Raw genomic sequence first — 16,273 nt, forward strand, 5'->3', positions numbered from 1 at the left:
GTCTGGGCGATCTGGAAGTTGTTGCGGGGCAGCTATCGGCGCGGCAAGCCGAGGCCGCGCTGCGCGATCACGTTGTGCTGGATCTCGTCGGTACCCCCGGCCAGGTGCAGTGCCGGGACACCGAGCACGAACTCCGACCATGCGAACGCGTCCTTCTCGCCGTGATCGATGAAGGCACGCTCCCCCAACACCGCCTCGGCCAGTTTCGCGATCTCGTCTGCCGCCTGCGCCATCAGCATCTTGAGCACCGAACCTGACACCGGCTCGAGCCCGTGCGACCACGATCCCGGGGAGAGACCCGCGGCCGCGCGCATCGCGGTCACCGCGGCAACAGTTTTCGCTATCTGCGGGCGGTGCACCGGATCTGCGTCTGCGCCCAGACGTTTCACCAGTTCCACGGTGCGTTCCATCACGTAGGGCGTCAACGGCCCGGCCGCCCCGCTCATGGTGGAACGCTCGTTGCCGAGGCTGGTCGAGGCGACCTTCCAGCCCTCGCCGACCCCACCGATGCGCTGACTGTCCGGGATCCGGACTCCGTCGAGGAAGACCTCGTTGAAGGCCGCGCCGCCGGTCATCTGTCGGATGGGCCGGACGGTCACACCCGGCGCGTGCATGTCCACCAGGAACATGGTCAGGCCTGCGTGTTTCGGTGCGTCCGGATCGGTACGGACGAGGGCCTCGCCGACATCGGCGAGGTGTCCCATCGAGGTCCACACCTTCTGCCCGTCGAGTACCCAGTCGTCTCCGTCGCGCACACCTCGGGTGTTCACTCCGGCGAGGTCGGAGCCTGCGCCGGGTTCGGAGAAGAGTTGGCACCCGATGAGGTCACCGCGGTACAACCCCGTCACCACACGCTCGCGAAGTTCGGCCGGGGCGTGATGCACCAGCGCCGGTGCGACGATGTTCAGACCGACGAAAAGAGCTTCCCGCGTCGGGAATCCCATCTCGTCGAGGATCTCGTCGACGACCGTGTCGTGGATCGGGGGCAGCTCCAACCCGCCGAGGTCGGCGGGCCCGCTCGGCCAGGCGATGCCGGCGTCGTACAACACCGACTGCAGTTTGCGCATGCGAGCGACCTGCTCGTCGTGCCCGGCACGCAGTTCCTCGACGGCGGCGATGCGGTCGTCGTCGGTGTCGGAGTCGACGGCTTGGGTGAATTGTCCGACGAAGGGCGCCAACCGTTCCCGCACATGCGCGGCGAAAGATGCCACTTCGTGCGGAACCTGGACAGTCGTCATGCCAGCCCCGCGAGTTCGAGCGCCAACCTCTTGGCCTTGTCCATGTCGTAGTGCTTGCGCGCCACCAACCGCTGCGCGTAGAGGCCGCCACCGGACTGGATCATGGTGACCAACTGCCAGCCGCCGTAGGCGTCAGCGGTGAAGTCACGGATGGCGTGGAAGAGCTTGGTTCGGTACTCGCCGGAGATGCCTTCCTTGGTGGCCATGTACTTCTTGATGAACGGACCGACCTCGTCGTTCTCCAGATCTGCCACCGACGGTGCGGTGAGGATCGACCCACCCCCGATGTCGTGCAGATGGCGCACCATCAGGCTGTATTCCGCTGCGGCGTAATGCTTTGCGGCGTTGGTGTAGAGCTCGCTCGGGAAGTACCAGCCCTCCGGGCTCGGCTCGGCATTGGCGATGGCTGCTTCGAGTCCGGACCGGGTCATGGTCGCGTAGATGACCATCTCGGCGATCTTCTCGCGGATGTGGTTGATCTTCTCGGTGCCGTTGGCCTCGGCGATGAGCTGTGCCAGCCCGACGAGCTGGTCGGCGAACTCGGACATGTGCGCGGTGCCGCCGAGCCGTTCCCAGAGCCCGAGCGCATGCGCGAAGGTGGCCGAGTGGCCTGTCTCGCCTGCGAGGAACACGCGCTCGTGGGGAACGAACACGTCGTCGAGGATGATGAACCCCTCGGGCATGTTGTGCTTCGAGCTGACCGGAAAGTCCTCTTCACGCTCACGCGGCGCATAGCTGGTGTTGACGATCCGCACACCTGGTGCGTTGACCGGGATCGCACAGGCGACCGCGTAGTCCTCTTCCCCGGGCTTCATGTTCTTGGTCGGCATCACGACCAACTCGTGGCAGACCGCCGCCGACGAGATGTGCAGCTTGGCGCCGCGGATGACGATGCCGTCCGGGCGACGCTCGACGATCCGGGTGTAGACGTCGGGATCGGTCTGGGCGCCCGGCGCCACTCGGCGGTCGCCCTTGGCATCGGTGATGGCCTGCACGCACCGCAGGTCGTTGCGCTTGCAGTATTCGAAGTACTCCTCGATGCGCTGCGCGAGCTCGGGGTGGTCGGCACGCATCCGGGCAGCCGCGGTCAACAGCGCGAGCAGGCCCTGGCTGGTGGTCACGGTGACCATGTCCCATTCGAGCAACTCATCGAGGATGACCTTCAGGTCGTCCTTGCTCTTCGGGACCTTGAAATAGGGCCCGCTCGCGTCGTCGCCGGGAACGTGGTTCTGCTCGTAGCCATCGCCGATCGAATCGATCGCGGTGGCGAACTGCGGGTGATGGGCGAGGTCCTTGACCTCTTCCCCTTCGGCGAAGATCCGCCGACCGTCGTCGAGCGACGCAAGGTAGTCATCCCTGGTCATCATCGCCATCTGGTCACTCCTTCGGGGTGGGTTCTCAATCTCGCTTTCTGATGCTAGATTCAGTTTCAGAAAATGACAAGGGCCACCCACCCACATCGGCTGGAGCGGCTCGTAGGACGCCGGCACCGCGGTGAACGGCTCCGATCCCGGACAGCGAGGACGATGCATAATTCAGACAGTGCGCACGCCGACGGCGCGCCGTGTGGTCGGCCCGCTGGACGGGAGACGGAGAGGACAGGAGCGCAGGCAGGTGCCACCAACCACCAAGGGACGACGGACCGAGGCAGCATTCCTCGACGCCGCACGACAGGTCTTCGCGGAGAAGGGCTATCTGAACACCAAGATCTCCGACATCGCGGAGACGGCAGGCCGGTCGACGGGTTCGTTCTACAACTACTACGAGAACAAGGAGCAGTTGCTCGAGGCGCTGCTCGAACAGTTCACCGGCGAGGTGGTCGAGGCATCGCTGTCGACCAAACATCCCGATCCGGAATCCGGCGTCCGGGCGGCGGTGACCGCCTATTGGACCACCTACCGGAAGTATCTGCCGGAGATCGTCGGCCTGTTCCAGATGTCCATGCTCGACGACACGTTCCGCCAACGCTGGCGAGAGAACCGCGCGTCGGGCATCAAGCAGGTCCTGTCGGGCCTGCAGGGGGCAGACCGCGCCGGATATCGCGTCGACCTGCCCCTCGACGTGCTGGCCTCCGCTCTGGTGTCGGCACTCGAATCCTCTTGTTACACATGGCTGGCGGCCGGCGGTGACCTCAATGTGGCACGGCCCGACGACGAGACGGCCATCGACGTTCTCTCAGCTATCTGGTACCGCACCGTCTACGGCCCGGGGACTGCGGACTGACCTGATCTTCCGGGCCACGGAAAGGAACCCGGAATGAGCAAGGGACCATTGGACGGCGTGACCGTCGTCGAACTCGGCGGCTTCATCGCCGGACCGTTTGCCGGTCAGCTGCTGGGCGATTACGGCGCGCGCGTCATCAAGATCGAACCCCCGGCCGGAGATCCCATGCGGCACTGGGGTGTCCAGCACGACGACCGCAGCCTGTGGTGGCCGGGTATCGCCCGGAACAAGGAGTCGGTGGTGCTCGACCTGAAAGACGACTCCGACCGCGCACTGGCACGTGAACTGTTCGTCAAGGCCGACGTCGTGCTGGAGAACTTCGCGCCGGGCAGGCTCGCCGCCTGGGGTCTCGACTACGCGTCGGTCGCACCGGACAACCCGGCGTTGATCATGGCCCACGTCTCCGGATTCGGGCAGGACGGCCCGCGCGCCGCCGATCGCGGCTTCGGCAGTGTCGCCGAGGCGATGGGTGGCCTCCGCGCCCTGATGGGATTCCCCGACCTCCCGCCGGTGCGTGCCGGTATCAGCCTCGGCGATGCGCTCGCGGCCATGTTCGCGGTCATCGGAACCCTGGCGGCGCTGCAGGAACGTGAGCGCACCGGCCACGGCCAAGAGGTCGACGTCGCCCTCTACGAGAGCGTTTTCGCACTGACCGAATCCCTTGTCTCCGACTGGGAACTCGGCGGTGTGGCACGTGGCCGATCGGGCAGCACGCTGCCCGGGGTCGCGCCGTCGAACGTGTACACGGCGAGCGACGGTGTCGAGGTGCTCATCGCGGCCAACGCCGACACCGTCTACCGGCGACTGTGCCAGGCGATGGACCGCCCGGACCTCGCCACCGACGAGCGGTACGCCACGCATCAGGCCCGGGGTGCCAACGCCACGGAACTCGACGGCATCATCGCGCACTGGGCGGCGACGCTCGACGGCGAACAACTCGAGAAGGTGCTCGACCAGTTCGAGATCCCACGGGGCCGCATCTACACACCCGACGACATCCTGTCGGATGTGCAGTATCGCGCCCGAAAGATGATCACTCGCGTCGACGCCCCCGGGTATCCGGCTCCCGTACCGATGCCGAGTGTGGTGCCCAAGTTCACCAAGACCCCGGGCACGATCCGCACGCCGGGCCCGGAACTCGGCGAACACACCGAGTCGGTGCGAGCGGAGTTCCTGCCGGGCTGACCTCACGCGGGCGCCGGGACGACATACATCGTCGCGACTGAATACATTGCTCGCATGAGAATTAGTGGGCCCGCTGTGGGACCCGGACATCGTCGCATCGGCATCGTCGTGTTCGACGACGTCAAGATGCTGGACTTCTCGGGTCCCGCAGAGGTCTTCGTGGAGGCCAACCAGTACGCGAGCGGTTACTCGGTCAGCGTGCTATCTCCTGCGGGCGGCGAGGTGCGGACGTCGGTCGGCGTGCGGGTGAGCACCGAGCCGATCGCTGGCTCTGGAACCTTCGACACCGTACTGATCGCGGGCAGCGAGCTCCCTCCCCCACTGTTCATCACCGACGATCTCGTCGACTCGGTCCGTGACCTCGCGCGTCGGACCCGACGGTTGGCATCGGTGTGCACCGGTTCGTTCGTTCTCGCCGCAGCAGGACTGCTCGACGGACGCGTCGCCACCACTCACTGGAAGTTCACCGCCGACCTGGCTCGCCATCACCCCTCGGTCCGGGTCGATGCCGACGCCATCTTCGTCCGCGACGATTTCGTCTACAGTTCCGCCGGCGTGGTCGCCGGTATCGACCTCAGTCTGGCTCTGGTCGAGGAAGACCACGGAGCAGCGGTGGCACGTCGCACCGCGCAGGGACTGCTCGTGTACATGCAGCGAGGCGGGGGACAGTCCCAGTTCTCGTCCTCGCTGCGCGGACCGGCACCTCGGACGAGCCCGGTGCGCCGAGCAACCGATCACGTTCGCGGCAATCCACACCTTCGACACACGGTGGACAGCCTGTCGTCACATGTGAACGTCAGTGCACGGCAGCTGACGCGCCTGTTCCGCGACGAACTCGACACCACACCGGCCGAGTACGTCGCCACCGCACGATTCGAATTGGCCTGTGACGGTTTACATGCCGGGTACACCGTTTCCGCCGCCGCGCACGCGGCCGGGTACAGCAGCGCCGAGGTCATGCGCCGGGCATTCATCGCCCGCATCGGGATCTCCCCACGCAGATACCAGCAGCGGTTCACCTCGACGAGGACGAGCACGCCGGAACCGGTCGCAAGCGTGGCGCAGATGTAGGTATTCGTGGCGCACAAAGTGGGACCGTCATGCCTTGTCGCACGGCACACTGGAGGTGATCGGGTGACCCTGCGCCGTGACATCTCGCCACACCCGATCTTCACCACCTCGTGAACGGAGTCCACATGCCCACGATCACCACCGACGACGGCGTCGAGATCTTCTACAAGGACTGGGGTACCGGCCAACCGATCGTGTTCAGCCACGGGTGGCCCCTGTCTGCGGACGACTGGGACACCCAGATGATGTTCTTCCTGGCCCAGGGATATCGCGTCGTCGCCCATGACCGCCGCGGTCATGGCCGGTCGTCCCAGGTGTCCGACGGACACGACATGGACCACTACGCCGACGACCTGGCCGCTGTCGTCGAGCATCTCGGACTCACCGACGCGATCCACGTCGGGCACTCCACCGGCGGCGGTGAAGTGGCGCACTATCTCGCCCGCCACGGGCAGGACCGCGCCGCCAAGGCCGTCCTGATCAGTTCGGTGCCACCGATCATGGTCCAGAACGAGAGCAACCCGGGCGGAATCCCCAAAGAGGCGTTCGACGACATCCAGGCACAGGTCGCGACACGACGGGCGGACTTCTTCCGTGCGTTCGCCGAGGGCCCGTTCTACGGATACAACCGACCCGGTGCCGAACCGTCCGAGGGCGTCATCGCGAACTGGTGGCGTCAAGGGATGAACGGGAGCGCAAAAGCGCACTATGACGGTGTCGTCGCCTTCTCCCAAACGGATTTCACCGAAGATCTGAAGCAGATCACGATCCCGACGCTCGTGCTGCACGGTGAAGACGACCAGGTGGTTCCCTTCGAGAACACCGGGGTGCGATCGGCCGAACTCCTGCCGAACAGCACTCTCAAGACCTATCCCGGATTCCCGCACGGCATGCCCACCACCGAGGCTGCGGTGATCAACGCCGATCTCCTCGAGTTCTTCCGGTCCTGACCACGTGGCGGCGGGCGCTTGTCGAACGAGCGCCCGTCGACCATCGTGGTCTACATGACGATCGACGTGCGGCCGGCGACCGTGTTCGACGATGTCGCGACCATGGTCGGGCCGAAACGTCCGGACGCGAACGTCTGCTGGTGCCTCAGCTACCGGATCCCCGGCAAGCTCAATCGTCAACTCGTCCGCCGCGAGCGCGGCGAGTACGTCCGAGCCCTGTGTGAGAGCGAGGCTCCTCTCGGTGTGCTGGCCTACGAGGATGGTGAGGTCGTCGGGTGGGCGGCGGTCGCGCCGCGCGCAGACACCACCTTCGCCACCAACCGCAAGATCCCGCACGTCGACGATCTCGACGTCTGGTCGGTGTGGTGCATACGTGTTCGGCCCGGGCACCGGAAATCCGGCATCTCACATCTGCTGCTCGCCGGCGCCGTCGACCATGCGCGAGCGAGCGGCGCGCCCGCCGTCGAGGGGTACCCGGTGGACAACGCCGGCGCACGGGTCGACCTCACCATGGCCTACGTGGGTACGCGTAAGCTCTTCGAGGACAACGGCTTCCGCAAGGTGGCCGACACCACGTCGGTGCTGGACGGATTTCCGCGCGTCCTGATGCGACTGACCTTCTGAGTGCGGCTCACACCAACTGTCCCACCGTGCACTGCGGCACGTGAATCCACCCCTCGCGCGCTGCGACAGGTGCATCGACCGCCCCCGGCAGACACGTGTGCCCGAGAGCGGCCGCACGTGCGATCAGGGCCGTCACGACGGCATCGAAGGCGTTGTCATCGTGGACCATCCGCTGCCGGTGGGCCGCGAGGTCCAACCACGGAGCCGAGACGCTCAGATCCTCGATCATCTCTCGACGGGTGATGTGGTTGGCCTGCCCCTTGTAACCGCGCGACGTGAATCCCCACTGCTGCAACGCCGCAGCCGGGTACGCCTCCACGACCCAGCCGTTCACCCGGTCGGTCACGCCCAGATCGGCGATCAATCCCACCGCCCGGAACGCGACATGCGCGATCTGGTCGGCGGCGACACTCAGCGGGCGACCCCATCCGTTCTCGATGACCACACGATCGGTGTGCCGGTACGCCAGCCGACGACGGTTCTCGATGTCGTCGAGTCCGCGTCCGCCCGGGAGTTCGCCACGGTGATGCGCGGCAACGAAATCCACGAAATCGTCGGGCCATCCGAGGGGTGCGTCGACACCGATGCGGTGTGCGCCGGCGGCGATCGCCCGGATGCGGGCATCGTCGGCCGGCATCACCAATTCAGCAACACGCGCACCTGAATCGGACCAGTCGACGACAGCGATCGCGGTGTTCTTGGGGGATGCGGCGAGATCGACGCCGACCGTCCGCATCGACGTCATCGGGAGCATCCCGTCGATCAGAAGTTTCCGTTCAGGAACTCCGCGTACGCGGGCAGGTCGAGCTGACCGTGTCCGGACAACCCGATCACCACGACCTCGTCCTTGTCGCTTCCCGCCACATGGGCAGCGCAGGCCGCGATCGCATGCGTCGATTCCGGCGCGGGCACGATCCCCTGGGTGCGCGCGAACTGTACACCGGCCGAGAACGCGTCGTGCTGGCCGATCGCGACCCCCTGCACGAGTCCGAGCTCGACGGTGTGACTCAACGCAGGCGCCATCCCGTGGTATCGCAATCCGCCGGCATGAATCGGGTCGGGCACGAAATCCATTCCGAGCGTGTGCATCTTGAGCAGCGGGGTCAATCCGGCCACGTCGCCGTGGTCGTAGCGATACTCGCCCTGCGTGATCGACGGACATGCGGCGGGCTCGGCGGCCACGACCCGCGGCTGCGACCGCCCGTGCAGCTTTTCCCGCAAGAATGGGAAGGACAGACCAGCTAGATTGGAACCGCCACCCGCACAACCGAACACGACATCGGCGCCGCCTGGCTCGACGGCATAGAGCTGCTCGACCGCCTCCTGACCGATGACACTCTGATGCAGGACCACGTGGTTGAGCACGCTGCCGAGCGCGTAGCGGGTGTCGGGATCACCGGCGGCCACCTCCACGGCCTCGCTGACCGCCATGCCCAAGCTGCCGCTGGTTTTCGGGTCCTTGGCCAGCATGGCACGCCCCGAGGAGGTGAGGTCCGACGGCGACGGGTGCACGGTCCCGCCGTAGGTGCGGATCAGATGCCCGCGATACGGCTTCGAGTCGTACGATGCGCGCACCTGCCAGACCTCGACACCGATACCGAACTGCGCCCCTGCGAAGGCGAGCGCACTGCCCCACTGGCCGGCTCCGGTTTCCGTGGTCAGCTTACGAACGCCGTCGACGCTGTTGTAGTAGGCCTGTGCCACAGCAGAATTGGTCTTGTGGCTGCCGACCGGACTCACGCCTTCATACTTGACGTAGATACGCGCCTTGGTGTCTAGTGCCTGTTCGAATCGACGCGCGCGGATCAGCGGCGACGGCCGCCACATGGTGTAGATGTCTCGAACCGCCTCGGGGATCTCGATGTACGGCTCGGTCGAGACCTCCTGAGCGATCAGCCCGGCAGGGAAGAGCGCGGCCAGGTCGTCGGGCCCGACCGGCTCCTTCGTCCCGGGGTGCAGGTGCGGAGGGATCGGGGTGTCGAGTTCCGCGGCGAGGTTGTACCAGTGTGTCGGCACACCAACGGTGACCAGATCGGAGTTGGTGGCGTCCACGTTCATCGTCATGGGGTCACTGTAGTGCGGTCTTGTGGGGCGGCGGGCATGGTCTCGATACGCACGCTCACTCCGTTCACGGGCTACTCGACCAGCAGAGACGACGGCGGAGCAAGGTCTCGATACGCACACTCACTCCGTTCACGGGCTACTCGACCAGCAGAGACGACGGCGGAGCAAGGTCTCGATACGCACACTCACTCCGTTCACGGGCTACTCGACCGGCAGAGAGGCGCCGGCACTATGACCAGGTCCAGTCCCGGATCTCGGGGAGGTCCTCGAAGTTCTCCCGCACGTAATCATGGTGGCGCGCCAACTGACGCCGACAATGCTCGACGAGGTCCTCGCTGCGTTCGGGCACCCGGCGTGATCGACGCAACGCCTCGATCACCAGGTGATACCGGCTCATCTTGTTCAGCACGACCATGTCGAAGGGGGTCGTGGTGGTGCCCTGCTCGGAGAACCCTCGGACGTGGAAACGGTCTGCGTCCGGCCTGCCGTGCAGGAGCTGATGCACCGCCCGCGGATATCCGTGGAAGGCGAAGATGACGTGGCCGGCCTCGGTGAACAGGTCGATGAAGTCGTCGTCGGACATGCCGTGCGGGTGGTCGTTCTGCGGCAACAACACCATCAGATCCATGACGTTCACGACTCGGACCCGCAGATAGGGCACCCATTCGCGCATGATCTGCGCGGCCGCGAGGATCTCTTGGGTCGGGACGTCGCCCGCGCCGACGAGGACGATGTCCGGATCGTCGACGCTGTCGCCCTCTGTACCGGCCCACGGCCAGATCGATGCGCCCGCCGCCGCCTGTTCACTGGCTTCCTCGAGCGACAGATACTGCAGGTGCGGCTGCTTGTCCACGACGAGCAGGTTCACGTGATCGCGACTACGGAAGCAATGCTCGGCGATGGACAGCAACGAGTTCGAATCCGGCGGCAGCCACACCCGCACCACGTCCGGTGCGAGGGGCAGCACGGCATCGATCAGACCGGGTCCCTGGTGCGAGAAGCCGTTGTGGTCGTTGCGCCAGCACGTGGAGGTCAGCAGAATGTTCAACGACGCCACCGGTTCCCGCCACGACAACTGCGCCGCGTGCTGCATCCACTTGGTGTGCTGGATGACCATCGAAGCGCTGACCATCGCAAAGGCCTCGTAGGTGGCGAACAATCCGTGCCGGCCACTGAGCAGATAGCCCTCCAGCCAGCCTTGGCAGAGATGCTCGCTGAGCACCTCCATCACTCGGCCCGAGGCGGAGAGATTGTCGTCGTGCTCGGTGGTGGGCAGCTGCCAGCAACGGTCGCTGGCCTCGAACACCGCGGCGAGCCGGTTACTGGCCGTCTCGTCGGGGCAGAAGAGACGGAAGCTGCCGCCGCCGTCGGCACTGTTCTCGACGTAGATGTCACGCATGTACTCACCGAGAACCCGGGTCGTCTCATGCAAAGTCGCACCGGGTTTGTCGACATCGAGCGCATACTTCTCGACCGGTGGGAGTTTGAGCGGTGTGAGCAGACGTCCACCGTTGGCGTACGGCGTCGACCCCATCCGCCGGTCCCCGTCAGGAGCGAGCGCGGTGATCGAGCCGACCACCCGACCCGCCTCGTCGAAGATCTCGTCCGGGCGATAGGTCTTGAGCCATTTCTCCAGTATCGCAAGGTGTTCCGGGTTCTCCCGCACCCCCGAGAGCGGCACCTGATGCGCCCAGTGGGTGCCCTCGATGAGTTGGCCGTCGACCTCATGCGGCCCGGTCCATCCCTTCGGGGTCCGCATCACGACGGCGGGCCACTTGGTGTTCGGTGTCGGACCATCGGCTCGCGCGGCGGCCTGGATGTCACGGATCACGCTGTGCGACTGATCGATCGCGGCCTTCAGATCGGCGAACACCTGCCGCGGGTCGTCGCCCTCGACAAAGATCGGCGTCCATCCCTGTCCGCCGAGGTAGTCGGACACCTCCTCGTCTGTGCTGCGTCCCAGCACCGTCGGCGACGCGATCTTGGCGCCGTTGAGATGCAGGATCGGCAGGACCGCACCGTCGCGGGCCGCGTTGAGGAAGGCCGGGATCTTCCATGATCCGGACAGCGGACCGGTTTCGGCTTCACCGTCGCCGACCACACAGGCCACGATGAGCTCGGGATGGTCGTAGGCGGCGCCCGCCGCATGTACGAGTGCGTAGCCGAGTTCGCCGCCCTCGTGGATGCTGCCCGGGGTCTGCACACTCACATGGCTCGGTATCCCACCGGGCGTGGAGAATTGGCGACAGAGGCGACGGAGGCCGTCGGCATCGCGCGAGACGTGCGGGTAGATCTCGGAGTACGTGCCCTCGAGATAGACATTGGCCACCAGGGCGGGGCCACCGTGACCGGGCCCGGTGATGTAGAGCCAGTCGGAGTCGGTCTCGCGGATGACCCGATTGAGGACGGTGTAGATCGCCGACAGGCCCGGGCTCGTTCCCCAGTGGCCCAACAGTCGCGGCTTGATGTGGTCGACGGCGAGCGGTTCACGCAGCAACACGTTGTCTTGGAGATAGATCTGCGCAACGGTGAGATAGTTGGCGGCCGCCCACCACCTCAGATCGTCGTCGAGGTCGTCGTCGCGGTAGGCAGCACGGGCCGCGCGGGTCTCGGTCATCTGGACTCCTTCGGACACTCCGGACGTCAGATTGCTTCCCTCCCTGTCCTATCGTGCCCGAAGGACCGCCTCATGCAGGTCGAACGCGCCAAATGCGTGTCATTGCAGCCCATTGGAGAGGGTGATCGAGTCACCTGAGCGGCAGCGCACGCGATCGGTGACCAACGAGCACACCGTGGCGGCGACGTCTTCGGGCTCCAGCAGGCCGGGGCGGGGCCGTCCCTGCACGAACATCTCCTCCACGTCGTCGCGGCCCGGGTCGGGAAGGTCCGGACGGATCAACCGATAGGTCGCCGGATTGTGGATCATCGGGGTGTTCACCCCCGAGGGCAACACGGCGTTCACCACGATCCCGTACTCGGCCACCTCGTAGGCGACCGACTGCACGAGCGCGACCACGCCCGCCTTCGCGGCTGCGTAGTGTCCGGAGTTGGTCGCGCCGGTGGTCGCGACGATCGACGACGTTGCCACGACATGGCCACGACGGCGGTCGATCATGTGCGGCAGGACCGCGCGAAACGTGTTGAAGACACCGGTGAGATCGACGTCGATCATGGTGCGCCATCGCGCTTCCGACATCGTCGCGATCGAGCCGCTGCTCGCGATACCCGCGTTGGCGACGAGCACGTCGATCCGATCGAACATCGCAACGGTCCGCTCGGCGACATCCTGCATCGAGGCCAGATCACGGACGTCGGCCGTGATCGCGAGACACCGTCGATCCGACGACTCCACTTCCCGCACCGTCTGCGCGAGATCCTCGGGTGTGGCCGGTGCGTAGTCGACCTCGGCCACCGGTGCGGCGATGTCGCAGGCGACGATGTCGGCTCCTTCGCGCGCGAGGGCGAGGGCGTGCGCTCTCCCCTGGCCCCTCGCTGCGCCGGTGATCAGTGCGACCTTGCCGTCGAGTCGGCCCATGATGTGTGCACCTTCCGCAGATCGATGTCGTTGTTCGGGTAGACCGGCCGCGGTCGCGGAACTCGTCGGTCTGCCACGCAGTGATCTCCGCGTCGGTGCACCACCGATCCGCCCTCAATCCGGCAACATGGGCGCATCGTCGCCGTGGTGGCGACCGACGAGAACCGCGCGGGTCACCGCATCTCGACCGAATCGGTCACGTAACTGATCCATCGCGATGTCGAGTTCGGCACCGTGGTCTGCCTCGAAAGGCAGCGTGAGTTGAATGCTGTCGTGGTCGTCGAGGTTGGTCAGCGACAGGCCGATCAACGTGCACCCTCGATCACGGATGAGCGGCATCGCATCGTCGAGCAGGCCACGAGCGACAGCCATGATCATGTCGGTCCGATCGGTGGACTCGAGAAAGGAACGCGACCTCGTCGCGCGACCGAAATCGTCGAACCGGAGTCGCAAGACCACTGTGCGACAGACACGTTCAGCCGTCCGCAGTCGCTTTCCGAGTCGGTCGACGATTGCCACGAGCGTGGCCTCGATATCCGCATCGGATTTCGGACGACGTCCCAGCGCCCGTTGTGACCCGATGGATCGCCTGCGTCGACCGGTCTCGACACGCCGTGGATCTCGCGCCATCGACAACGCGTACAGGTGGCGCCCGACTCCGCCGCCGAGTAGCGAGCACAGCCCGTGTTCGCCGAACCGCGAGAGATCGCCGACCGTACTGATCCCCGCGTCGGCCAGCTTGGCCTCCGTGATCGCTCCGACGCCCCACAGCCGCCGCACCGGCAGCGGATGAAGGAAGTCCAGTTCTGTTCCGGCGACGACCTCGAGCAACCCGTCGGGCTTACCCACCGCGCTGGCCACCTTCGCCAGGAACTTGGTGCGCGCGATCCCGACGGTGATCGGCAACCCGACCTCGGCGGCCACCCGAGCCCGCAGCCGCGTGGCGATCTCCACCGGCGACCCGCTGATCCGCGCCAGCCCGCCGACGTCGAGGAATGCCTCATCGACGGAAATGCCCTCGACGATCGGGCTGGTGTCGCGGAAGATGTCGAACACCGCGTTGCTCGCCTCGACGTAGGCCTCGAAACGGGGCCGCACCACGACGGCTCGCGGACACAGGGCCCTCGCCTCCCGTCCGGGCATGGGGGTTCGCACCCCGAATGCCTTGGCCTCATAGCTGGCCGCGAGCACCACACCTCCGCCGACGATGACCGGCAGGCCCCGCAATGCCGGATTGTCGCGTTGCTCGACCGACGCATAGAAGGAGTCGAGATCGGCATGCAGGATCGTCGCGTCGGCCCGTTCCTTCCGTTCGATACGCACTGCATACACCTCCGGCAATCATCGAACGTATGTACGAATACTAGCTCCGGGGTCGGACACTTTCGACGCCGTAGTGCCGCCGACGGGCGGGGCATGCATCATCCACCCAACCCGGCCGAACAGCAGCGGTGTTGCCATGCCACATCGACAGCTGTCAATATAGATGAATGTCTATATTGGTCGACTCCGAGTTCGCCACCGCCGCGGCCAGGCTCAAGGCGTTGGGAGATCCCGTTCGCCTGCGCCTCTTACAGGCCATGTCCACGCGTCCGGGCGGCGAGTCGTGCGTCTGCGATCTGTTGGGATTGTTCGAGGTATCCCAACCGACGATCTCGCATCATCTCAAGGTGTTGCGGGAGGCGGGCCTCGTGGCGGGCGAACGGCGTGGTACCTGGGTCTACTATCGCGTGGTTCCCGAAGTGGTGCAACAGCTCTCACAGATCCTGGAGCCGCTGGCTGCGGTCACGGGTACGGGAGAGGACTGCCGGTGACCACACGTGACGCTCCCGACATGGTCGTCGGGCGACTGTCGATCCTGGACCGTTGGTTACCCGCGTGGATCGGCGTTGCGATGGTCGCCGGGTTGGCGCTCGGCCGGTTGATACCGAGTATCGGCGAGGGACTCGGTGCGATCGAGGTGGACGGCATCTCACTTCCGATCGCAGTCGGCCTGCTGGTGATGATGTACCCGGTGCTCGCCAAGGTGCGCTACGACCGACTCCACAGCGTGACCGGCGACAGACGCCTCCTGGCGGGCTCGTTGGTACTCAACTGGCTCGTCGGCCCCGCAGTGATGTTCGCACTCGCCTGGCTGATGCTGCCGGATCTACCCGAGTACCGGACGGGCCTCATCGTGGTCGGATTGGCTCGCTGTATCGCGATGGTGATCATCTGGAACGACCTGGCCTGCGGCGACCGCGAGGCCGCCGCGGTGCTGGTGGCACTGAACTCGCTGTTCCAGGTCGTGATGTTCGCCGTGCTCGGCTGGTTCTATCTGTCGGTACTGCCGGGCTGGCTGGGTCTGGAGACCACCGGCATCGAGACGTCACCGTGGCAGATCGCGAAATCGGTTCTCATCTTCCTCGGGATCCCACTTCTGGCCGGTTTTCTCACCCGTCGCTTCGGCGAGAAACTCAAGGGCCGCAATTGGTATGAACACCGCTTCCTACCTCGCCTCGGGCCCTGGGCGCTGTACGGATTGCTGTTCACCATCGTGGTGTTGTTTGCGCTGCAGGGCGATCAGATCACCTCACGACCATGGGATGTGGTCCGTATCGCGGCACCTCTGCTGGCCTATTTCGCGATCATGTGGTGCGCGGGCTATGTCTACGGCGTCCTGTCCCGCCTCGGATACGCACGCACCACGACCATGGCATTCACCGCGGCGGGCAACAACTTCGAACTCGCGATCGCCGTCGCCATCGGCACCTGGGGCGCCACATCCGGCCAGGCTCTGGCAGGGGTCGTCGGACCGCTCATCGAGGTTCCGGTCTTGGTCGGCCTGGTCTACGTGTCGCTGGCGCTACGTCGTCGATGGTCGACCGGCCGCGAGCCCGAGCGGTCGGGCGCGCGATCGGAACAGGAGGTGGCCCAACATGACTGAGCGTCCATCGGTGGTCTTCGTGTGCGTCTCCAACCGAGGGAAATCGGTGATGGCCGCGGCCTTGATGCGCCGGCATGCGGGCGCCACCGTCGACGTGTCGTCGGCAGGAGTTTCGGCGAAGGCCGGCGGCTCGGTCAACGAACTGTCCGCCGAGGTCCTCGCCGAGGTCGATGCCGCCGACGGGCTCGACGACCACGAGCCGCGTCAGCTCACCGAAGCGATCATGACCGAGGCCGACCTGGTGGTGATCGTCGGCCCGGCCGAACTCGATCCACCCGCCAGCGTGACGATCGAGCGATGGGCAGTCGACGAACCTTCCATCCGGGGGATCGACGGGATCGAACGGATGCGTCTCATCCGCGACGACATCGACGGCCGCGTAGCCGATCTCGCCGATCGATTGTCGCGCCGACGCTGATGTCAGGAGCGGGTCCGCACACTCGGCCCCACGCCAGAG

The 16,273-nt window shown here is 65.9% G+C and carries 15 protein-coding genes; 8 read left to right on the plus strand and 7 right to left on the minus strand.

Annotated elements, in window-relative coordinates:
- Positions 1 to 32: 32 nt before the first annotated feature.
- On the minus strand, positions 33 to 1,238 hold the full coding sequence (locus AAFP35_RS02705; RefSeq protein ID WP_419220002.1) for an acyl-CoA dehydrogenase family protein: 1,206 nt from the start codon (positions 1,236 to 1,238) through the stop codon (positions 33 to 35).
- Positions 1,235 to 2,611, minus strand: a complete 1,377-nt coding sequence (locus AAFP35_RS02710) for a 4-hydroxyphenylacetate 3-hydroxylase N-terminal domain-containing protein (RefSeq protein WP_419220003.1) — start codon at positions 2,609 to 2,611, stop codon at positions 1,235 to 1,237. Before AAFP35_RS02710 ends, AAFP35_RS02705 begins: the two co-directional genes overlap by 4 nt.
- A 241-nt stretch (positions 2,612 to 2,852) precedes the next feature.
- Between AAFP35_RS02710 and AAFP35_RS02715 the strand changes: the two genes are divergently transcribed.
- From AAFP35_RS02715 to AAFP35_RS02735, 5 genes are all read left to right on the plus strand, one after another.
- A complete protein-coding gene (locus AAFP35_RS02715) occupies positions 2,853 to 3,461 on the plus strand; it encodes a TetR/AcrR family transcriptional regulator (RefSeq protein WP_419220005.1) in 609 nt (202 codons plus the stop codon).
- Between the two features lie 33 nt (positions 3,462 to 3,494).
- Complete coding sequence (locus AAFP35_RS02720; protein WP_419220006.1) at positions 3,495 to 4,646, plus strand: CaiB/BaiF CoA transferase family protein; 1,152 nt, start codon at positions 3,495 to 3,497, stop codon at positions 4,644 to 4,646.
- A gap of 54 nt (positions 4,647 to 4,700) precedes the next feature.
- Entirely contained in the window at positions 4,701 to 5,717 is a 1,017-nt protein-coding gene (locus AAFP35_RS02725) for a GlxA family transcriptional regulator (protein WP_419220007.1), read from the plus strand.
- 125 nt (positions 5,718 to 5,842) lie between these two features.
- Positions 5,843 to 6,667, plus strand: coding sequence for an alpha/beta fold hydrolase (locus AAFP35_RS02730; protein WP_419220008.1), 825 nt, complete (start codon positions 5,843 to 5,845; stop codon positions 6,665 to 6,667).
- A gap of 54 nt (positions 6,668 to 6,721) precedes the next feature.
- Positions 6,722 to 7,291: an N-acetyltransferase family protein gene (locus tag AAFP35_RS02735; RefSeq protein WP_419220009.1), complete on the plus strand. Its 570-nt coding sequence runs from the start codon at positions 6,722 to 6,724 to the stop codon at positions 7,289 to 7,291.
- A 7-nt stretch (positions 7,292 to 7,298) separates the two neighbouring features.
- Here AAFP35_RS02735 and AAFP35_RS02740 read toward each other — a convergent pair whose 3' ends face one another.
- The 5 genes from AAFP35_RS02740 to dinB form a co-directional block, all read right to left on the minus strand.
- The gene (locus tag AAFP35_RS02740) at positions 7,299 to 8,027 is read right to left on the minus strand and encodes a DUF429 domain-containing protein (RefSeq protein ID WP_419220439.1); all 729 of its coding nucleotides are present in this window, start codon (positions 8,025 to 8,027) and stop codon (positions 7,299 to 7,301) included.
- A gap of 26 nt (positions 8,028 to 8,053) precedes the next feature.
- Positions 8,054 to 9,355 (minus strand): TrpB-like pyridoxal phosphate-dependent enzyme, encoded by a 1,302-nt coding sequence (locus tag AAFP35_RS02745; protein ID WP_419220010.1) that lies wholly within the window; start codon positions 9,353 to 9,355, stop codon positions 8,054 to 8,056.
- 229 nt (positions 9,356 to 9,584) lie between these two features.
- A complete protein-coding gene (locus tag AAFP35_RS02750; protein ID WP_419220011.1) occupies positions 9,585 to 11,972 on the minus strand; it encodes a phosphoketolase in 2,388 nt (795 codons plus the stop codon).
- 99 nt (positions 11,973 to 12,071) lie between these two features.
- Positions 12,072 to 12,890, minus strand: coding sequence for a mycofactocin-coupled SDR family oxidoreductase (locus AAFP35_RS02755; protein WP_419220012.1), 819 nt, complete (start codon positions 12,888 to 12,890; stop codon positions 12,072 to 12,074).
- 114 nt (positions 12,891 to 13,004) lie between these two features.
- Entirely contained in the window at positions 13,005 to 14,213 is a 1,209-nt protein-coding gene (gene dinB, locus AAFP35_RS02760) for a DNA polymerase IV (RefSeq protein WP_419220013.1), read from the minus strand.
- 167 nt (positions 14,214 to 14,380) lie between these two features.
- On the opposite strand from dinB, the gene AAFP35_RS02765 reads away from it, so the two are divergent.
- From AAFP35_RS02765 to AAFP35_RS02775, 3 genes are read left to right on the plus strand one after another with little or no spacing between them, the layout of a single operon-like run.
- On the plus strand, positions 14,381 to 14,704 hold the full coding sequence (locus AAFP35_RS02765; protein ID WP_419220014.1) for an ArsR/SmtB family transcription factor: 324 nt from the start codon (positions 14,381 to 14,383) through the stop codon (positions 14,702 to 14,704).
- Positions 14,705 to 14,724: 20 nt separating this feature from the next.
- Complete coding sequence (gene arsB / locus AAFP35_RS02770) at positions 14,725 to 15,816, plus strand: ACR3 family arsenite efflux transporter (RefSeq protein ID WP_419220440.1); 1,092 nt, start codon at positions 14,725 to 14,727, stop codon at positions 15,814 to 15,816.
- On the plus strand, positions 15,809 to 16,234 hold the full coding sequence (locus AAFP35_RS02775) for a low molecular weight phosphatase family protein (protein WP_419220015.1): 426 nt from the start codon (positions 15,809 to 15,811) through the stop codon (positions 16,232 to 16,234). Before arsB ends, AAFP35_RS02775 begins: the two co-directional genes overlap by 8 nt.
- Positions 16,235 to 16,273 lie beyond the last annotated feature (39 nt).

The organism is Gordonia sp. CPCC 206044 (assembly GCF_048537895.1).
In the GTDB taxonomy this organism is placed as follows: domain Bacteria; phylum Actinomycetota; class Actinomycetes; order Mycobacteriales; family Mycobacteriaceae; genus Gordonia.

Bases quoted from the DNA above. Each gene is read 5' to 3' on its own strand.
- AAFP35_RS02740 (WP_419220439.1), bottom strand. From the start codon at position 8,027: ATGCGGACGGTCGGCGTCGATCTCGCCGCATCCCCCAAGAACACCGCG.
- AAFP35_RS02730 (WP_419220008.1), top strand. From the start codon at position 5,843: ATGCCCACGATCACCACCGACGACGGCGTCGAGATCTTCTACAAGGAC.
- AAFP35_RS02755 (WP_419220012.1), bottom strand. From the start codon at position 12,890: ATGGGCCGACTCGACGGCAAGGTCGCACTGATCACCGGCGCAGCGAGG.
- AAFP35_RS02775 (WP_419220015.1), top strand. From the start codon at position 15,809: ATGACTGAGCGTCCATCGGTGGTCTTCGTGTGCGTCTCCAACCGAGGG.
- arsB (WP_419220440.1), top strand. From the start codon at position 14,725: ATGGTCGTCGGGCGACTGTCGATCCTGGACCGTTGGTTACCCGCGTGG.
- AAFP35_RS02735 (WP_419220009.1), top strand. From the start codon at position 6,722: ATGACGATCGACGTGCGGCCGGCGACCGTGTTCGACGATGTCGCGACC.
- AAFP35_RS02725 (WP_419220007.1), top strand. From the start codon at position 4,701: ATGAGAATTAGTGGGCCCGCTGTGGGACCCGGACATCGTCGCATCGGC.
- AAFP35_RS02745 (WP_419220010.1), bottom strand. From the start codon at position 9,355: ATGACGATGAACGTGGACGCCACCAACTCCGATCTGGTCACCGTTGGT.
- AAFP35_RS02720 (WP_419220006.1), top strand. From the start codon at position 3,495: ATGAGCAAGGGACCATTGGACGGCGTGACCGTCGTCGAACTCGGCGGC.
- AAFP35_RS02765 (WP_419220014.1), top strand. From the start codon at position 14,381: ATGTCTATATTGGTCGACTCCGAGTTCGCCACCGCCGCGGCCAGGCTC.
- AAFP35_RS02750 (WP_419220011.1), bottom strand. From the start codon at position 11,972: ATGACCGAGACCCGCGCGGCCCGTGCTGCCTACCGCGACGACGACCTC.
- AAFP35_RS02710 (WP_419220003.1), bottom strand. From the start codon at position 2,611: ATGGCGATGATGACCAGGGATGACTACCTTGCGTCGCTCGACGACGGT.
- AAFP35_RS02705 (WP_419220002.1), bottom strand. From the start codon at position 1,238: ATGACGACTGTCCAGGTTCCGCACGAAGTGGCATCTTTCGCCGCGCAT.